The organism is Streptomyces triticirhizae (assembly GCF_003696235.1).
GTDB classification, from domain to species: Bacteria; Actinomycetota; Actinomycetes; order Streptomycetales; family Streptomycetaceae; genus Streptomyces; species Streptomyces triticirhizae.
In genome coordinates this window covers 1-5,238 of record NZ_RFFJ01000290.1, presented here as the reverse complement: position 1 = coordinate 5,238, position 5,238 = coordinate 1, and the positions used below count along the sequence as shown (strand labels likewise).

Genomic DNA, 5,238 nt, shown 5'->3' with positions numbered 1-5,238 from the left:
CAAAAGACGCGGCAGTCGTGGCGGCCGGCCCACCGGCTTCGACAAGACGATCTACAAGCGGAGGAACGAAGTGGAGCGAACGATCAATGCCCTCAAGAACTTCCGCGCAGTGGCCACGAGGTTCGACAAACGCGCCTACGTCTTCCATGGCACCGTCACCGCTGCCTCGATCCGACTCTGGCTCCGCTCATGATCCGCCGGACACGACCTACCGCGTCGCCGTCTACCACCACCTCATCCCCGGCCTCGGAGCCCATCGCCTGGAGAGGCTGGAGCCCGAGCACCTGGAGCGCTTCTACAAGAAAATGCAGGACAACGGCAGCGCTGCCGGCACCGCACACCAGGCTCACCGCACCATCCGCACAGCACTCAACGAGGCCGTGCGCCGCCAGCACCTCACCTCGAACCCGGCTTCCATCGCGAAGGCCCCCAAGGTCGAAGAGGAGGAGGTCGAGCCATACACGGTCGAGGAGGTCCAGCGCCTCCTCGCCGAAGCGGGCAAGCACCGCAACACCGCCCGCTGGGTCATCGCGCTCGCCCTCGGCCTGCGCCAAGGCGAGGTCCTCGGCATGCAGTGGGACGACATCGACTTCGAACTCGGCGTCATCCGCGTGCGCCGTGGCCGACTGCGGCCCCGCTACAAGCACGGCTGCGGAGACCGCTGCGGACGCAAGCCCGGCTTCTGCCCCCAGAAGATCAACACCCGTCGTGAGACAAAGAACGCCAAGTCCCACGCCGGGCAACGGCCCATCGGCGTCCCCGAAGAGCTGCTCCAGGTCCTGTGGCAGCACCGCGATGAGCAGGCCCGAGAACGGCTCCGGGCCCGTGACCTGTGGACGGAGAAGGGGTACGTCGTCACCTCACCCATCGGCGAGCCTCTCAACCCCAACACGGACTATCACAAGTGGAAGGAGCTACTGAAGGCCGCCGGTGTCCGCGACGCCCGCCTTCACGACGCCCGCCACACCGCGGCGACGGTCCTGCTCATCCTCGGAGTCTCCGATGCGATCGTCGACTCCATCATGGGCTGGGAACCCGGCAAGTCCGCCCGGATGCGCCGCCGCTACCAGCACCTGACCAGCCGCGTCCTCAAGGACACCGCCGCCAAGGTCGGCGGCCTTCTCTGGGGCACGGACCACACGGGGGAAAGCGATGCGCCGGCAGTCGGCCAAAGCCCCGTTCCCGCCGTGCTGTTGGTGTACGTCGCCCGCCTCGGCGAGCGGCGCGTCCCCTTCCTCCGCCGCGAGCACGCCTCCGAGGTCGTCACGCGCTGGAGCGAGGACTGGCCCGATCACACCGCCGAGGTCGAGGAATGGGACCGCTGGCGCTGGGAACACCAGGGTCCCGGCGACGCGAGCGCCATCCGTGACCGTGTGCCGGAGCGGACCATTGTCTTCCACGCCCGGGCCCTGTTCCGCCCCGGCGGGGAACGTACGGCGACCGGGGTCCCGGAGCAGTGGTCGGTACCAGCCTGGGACTTCGAGACCGACCGCTACACCAACCGCATCTCGGCCCGGCGCACAGCCCGACGCCCCGGAACGGGCCAAGAAGTCGAAGCCCAGGTCCGAGGCACGGACAAGGACGCTGTGGAGGCAGCCTTCGCCGAAGCGTGTGCACAAGCTGTGGACCGCGCCCGACACCCGGGGAAGTACGGCGACACCGACGACTGGTAGTGCTGCGGCGCTATCGGTCAGGCAAGTGTGCAGGGGATGGGATGGGGGCGCCCGCTGGACGCCTGGTTCGGCCGCACGGTCCGGAACTGGTAGTAGAGCCGCCAGTTCCGGACCGTGCTGAATGGAAACTCAGGCCACGGCCGTGGGGGCGGCCGTCGTCTGCTCGGTGTGAATCCGATGGAGCAGCTGTAGCACCTCGTCGTAGACGCCGTCTGGAGCGTCGGTTTCCAGGACCAGCCTGGCCACTACGTCGAGGGCCCGGTCCATCGTCCCGTCGGAGGTCCGCTTCGCCCGTTCAATTCGCTTCAGGTGGCGGGCCACCTCCGGTCGGGCGCCAGCGAACGCGGCGGGCAGCCTGTCGAGGGCGTCGGACAGCTCCCAGCCCTCGGGGATGAAGTACGTCGCCTGTGTCGGCTCCTGGCTCCACACCTTCACCGTGGGTTCCGTGATCCGAGGTCCGCTGGTGATCTCCACGTCCAGGAGCAGCTTCGAGGCAGCACGGTACAAGGCCGTCAGATCCGGGTCGTGGCCTTCGAGGATTACCTCGGAGACGGTGATGCCCTCGGAGGAGAGAAGGACGCGGGCAAGTACGGCTGCAGTGTCGAGAGAGGCCCGCTCGGGGTCGTAGGTGACGATGAAGCCGTCCTCGTCACGGCGCAGCATGATGGCGTCCGCCTGCTGGGCATCCCCCTGGCGCAAGTGAAGCGACACGGCGAAGAGACGCCCACGGGTCAGAATGGTCATGCCGAAACCTCCGCTCGTTGCCAGTTCCGCCCAAGGGCGTCATGGTGGTCGCCGCTGTGGCCATGCTGCTGGATGCACAGCAGGCGGTCGGGCCAGGTGTCGTCGGTGTCTGGCTGGCCGTCCGCCCGATTACCGGTCAGCGGGTCGCGGTCGGGGCGTCGCTCCAGACACTGGGATCCGGCGAGGCCGGTGAGGGCGGTGCGCATCGGGCTGGGGTCGACACTCGTGCGCTGGCTGGCTATCTCCGCCATGTGCTTCGGGATGGCCTCCAGGACCACCTGGAGTGCGGCCTGCGGGTCGTCAGCCTCACTGCAGATGTCGGCCAGTTCCTTGGCCAGCTTCGCGATGTCAGGATTCCCGATCGGCGTGATCCGGCCGCTCTCGGCGACGAGGGTGCCCGAAGGAAGCGTATCGAGCTCGTTGTCGGTGGTGGTCATGCGATCGCCTCGCCCTCGGCCTCATCCGATGCGCGTTCGTCCACGGGGGCAATCACGAACTTTTGGAGAAGCGTGTAAGCGAGCTTGAGCTCCGAGCCTCCATCGCGCTCCATGAGCTTGTGCAAGTAGATCCCGGCCTCGACCAACAGGGTCGTGACGCCGCAGTACGAATCGGCCATGGCGCGAGGTGCCTGCCAGGAGACTGAGGTGGGCCCGGAGACGACGGCTGCGGGCGCGGTGGAAATGCACCGTCCGTCTGGGGGCGGCGTCACCGTTGATGTCGCGGGAATGACGGGAGTCATGATCGTTCTCCTCCTTGGAGCGTGGGCGAATGCCCTTGCTGGAGAGTTGGCTGTAAGCCAGTGAGGTCTGGTCCTGCTGTCCTAGTCGCCCCGTCGGCGGGCGGGCCAGGCGTCGTTCCCCGTTCGAGAGACATGCGGCCCGAAAGCTCTACCCAGCAGTACGATCCGTGCTTTGATGGCAGCCCGGCGGCTATGTCAGCCTCCGAACGAGGTGGGCCTGAGGCCCGAGGCAGGCGACCGGGTGTGGGATGAGGCACGTGCGGGACCGGGCTACTCGCCGTTGTGTCGCAGGGGCGACAGGTGGAAGAAATACGCGGCCGGTGCCCAGCACGGGGACTCGTCAGGGCCACCGGCGGATGCAGACTGTCTGCCCAGGTCCGCAGCGATCCGATCATGGCAACTGAGACCAAAACTGAGACCACCCAACGACGTAGGGCCCCACCGCCGGAGCGGTGGGGCCCTACGTTCAGCCCGGTGAAGGCTGGGCGGAGGATACGAGATTCGAACTCGTGAGGGTGTGAACCCAACACGCTTTCCAAGCGTGCGCCCTAGGCCTCTAGGCGAATCCTCCGCCGGACACGATACAAGACCCGGGAGAGTGGTCGCGAACCCGCTTCCCGTGGCCCGGGGGTGTGAGGGGGAGGGGTGGCATCCGGTAGGGTTGGCGCCAGCCCCTCACGCGGCGCTATCTCGCTGAACTCCCCCAGGGCCGGAAGGCAGCAAGGGTAGGTGAGCTCTGGTGGGTGCGTGAGGGGCCCTCGCGTTGTCAGTGGGGGCCTATATCGTCGGTGTCGTGTCCTCCCTCGCGCTGTATCGCCGCTACCGACCCGAGACCTTCGCCGAGGTCATCGGGCAGGAGCATGTCACCGACCCGTTGCAGCAGGCCCTGCGGAACAACCGGGTCAACCACGCGTATCTGTTCAGTGGCCCGCGAGGCTGTGGCAAGACCACGAGCGCGCGGATTCTCGCCCGCTGCCTCAACTGCGAGCAGGGCCCCACACCCACCCCCTGCGGGGAGTGCCAGTCCTGCCGTGACCTGGCGCGGAACGGCCCCGGTTCGATCGATGTGATCGAGATCGACGCCGCCTCGCACGGCGGCGTCGACGACGCCAGGGACCTCCGGGAGAAGGCGTTCTTCGGCCCGGCGTCGAGCCGGTACAAGATCTACATCATCGACGAGGCGCACATGGTGACCTCGGCGGGGTTCAACGCCCTGCTGAAGGTGGTGGAGGAGCCGCCCGAGCACCTCAAGTTCATCTTCGCGACCACCGAGCCGGAGAAGGTCATCGGCACGATCAGGTCGCGCACCCACCACTACCCGTTCCGGCTGGTGCCCCCCGGCACGCTGCGGGAGTATCTGGCCGGCGTCTGCGCCAGCGAGTCGATCCCGGTCGAGGACGCGGTGTTGCCGCTGGTGGTCAGGGCCGGCGCCGGTTCGGTGCGGGACTCGATGTCGGTGATGGACCAGTTGCTCGCTGGTGCCGCCGAGGACGGCGTCACCTACGAGATGGCCACCGCGCTCCTGGGCTACACGGACGGCGCCCTATTGGACAGCGTGGTCGACGCCTTCGCCACCGGCGACGGCGCGGCGGCCTTCGGCGTGGTGGACCGGGTGATCGAGGGTGGCCACGACCCCCGCCGCTTCGTGATGGACCTGCTGGAACGGCTGCGGGACCTGCTGATCCTGGCCGCCGTCCCCGACGCGGCGGACAAGGGCCTGATCGACGCCCCCGCCGACGTGCTGGACCGGATGCGGGACCAGGCGACGCGGATGGGCGCGGCCGAGCTGAGCCGGGCCGCCGACCTGGTCAACACCGGGCTGACGGAGATGCGCGGCGCGACCTCGCCCCGGTTGCAGCTCGAACTGATCTGTGCGCGCGTGCTGCTGCCGGCGGCCTACGGCGACGAACGGTCCCTCCAGAGCCGGTTGGAGCGGCTGGAGCGGGGCGTTTCGTTGGCGGGCGTCCCCGCGGCCGGCGCCGGTGCGCCGGGCCCGGCGGCGCCCCCCGCACAGGCACAACCCACGCAGGCGCCCCCCGCACAGGCGCAGCCCGCGCAGCCGGCCCCGGGGAGCCCGCCGCC

Annotated in this window: 5 protein-coding genes, 1 tRNA gene, 1 other RNA gene and 1 pseudogene; 4 read left to right on the top strand and 4 right to left on the bottom strand. The window is 68.6% G+C overall.

From position 1 onward, the window contains the following. Positions 1 to 193 (top strand): annotated as a pseudogene (locus tag EBN88_RS28320) (IS5/IS1182 family transposase); the annotation flags it as partial. After that, positions 147 to 1,673 carry a tyrosine-type recombinase/integrase gene (locus tag EBN88_RS28315; RefSeq protein WP_233581063.1) on the top strand — a complete coding sequence of 509 codons (1,527 nt, stop codon included), beginning with the start codon at positions 147 to 149 and terminating at the stop codon, positions 1,671 to 1,673. The pseudogene EBN88_RS28320 and the gene EBN88_RS28315, both read left to right, overlap by 47 nt. A 129-nt stretch (positions 1,674 to 1,802) precedes the next feature. Here the strand turns inward: EBN88_RS28315 and EBN88_RS28310 are convergent, their stop codons facing one another. The 4 genes from EBN88_RS28310 to EBN88_RS28295 all read right to left on the bottom strand — a co-directional run bounded on the left by EBN88_RS28310 (position 1,803) and on the right by EBN88_RS28295 (position 3,727). Beyond that, positions 1,803 to 2,417, bottom strand: a complete 615-nt coding sequence (locus tag EBN88_RS28310) for a hypothetical protein (protein WP_122399875.1) — start codon at positions 2,415 to 2,417, stop codon at positions 1,803 to 1,805. Further along, the gene (locus tag EBN88_RS28305; RefSeq protein WP_122399874.1) at positions 2,414 to 2,854 is read right to left on the bottom strand and encodes a hypothetical protein; all 441 of its coding nucleotides are present in this window, start codon (positions 2,852 to 2,854) and stop codon (positions 2,414 to 2,416) included. The genes EBN88_RS28310 and EBN88_RS28305 overlap by 4 nt, the downstream gene beginning before the upstream one ends. Continuing rightward, on the bottom strand, positions 2,851 to 3,156 hold the full coding sequence (locus EBN88_RS30295) for a hypothetical protein (RefSeq protein WP_147472880.1): 306 nt from the start codon (positions 3,154 to 3,156) through the stop codon (positions 2,851 to 2,853). The genes EBN88_RS28305 and EBN88_RS30295 overlap by 4 nt, the downstream gene beginning before the upstream one ends. Positions 3,157 to 3,642: 486 nt before the next feature. Further along, positions 3,643 to 3,727 (bottom strand) — tRNA-Ser (locus EBN88_RS28295). A gap of 96 nt (positions 3,728 to 3,823) precedes the next feature. Here EBN88_RS28295 and ffs point away from each other — a divergent pair. Together ffs and EBN88_RS28285 are read left to right on the top strand one after the other, a co-directional pair. After that, an RNA gene (gene ffs, locus EBN88_RS28290) (signal recognition particle sRNA small type) lies at positions 3,824 to 3,918 on the top strand. Positions 3,919 to 3,949: 31 nt separating this feature from the next. After that, the coding region (locus EBN88_RS28285) for a DNA polymerase III subunit gamma and tau (protein WP_122399876.1) at positions 3,950 to 5,238 on the top strand (1,289 nt) is incomplete at its 3' end.

What these genes read in the sequence shown, in the direction of transcription:
- EBN88_RS28305 (WP_122399874.1), bottom strand. Translation starts at nt 2,854, where the DNA reads ATGACCACCACCGACAACGAGCTCGATACGCTTCCTTCGGGCACCCTC.
- EBN88_RS28315 (WP_233581063.1), top strand. Translation starts at nt 147, where the DNA reads ATGGCACCGTCACCGCTGCCTCGATCCGACTCTGGCTCCGCTCATGAT.
- EBN88_RS28310 (WP_122399875.1), bottom strand. Translation starts at nt 2,417, where the DNA reads ATGACCATTCTGACCCGTGGGCGTCTCTTCGCCGTGTCGCTTCACTTG.
- EBN88_RS30295 (WP_147472880.1), bottom strand. Translation starts at nt 3,156, where the DNA reads ATGACTCCCGTCATTCCCGCGACATCAACGGTGACGCCGCCCCCAGAC.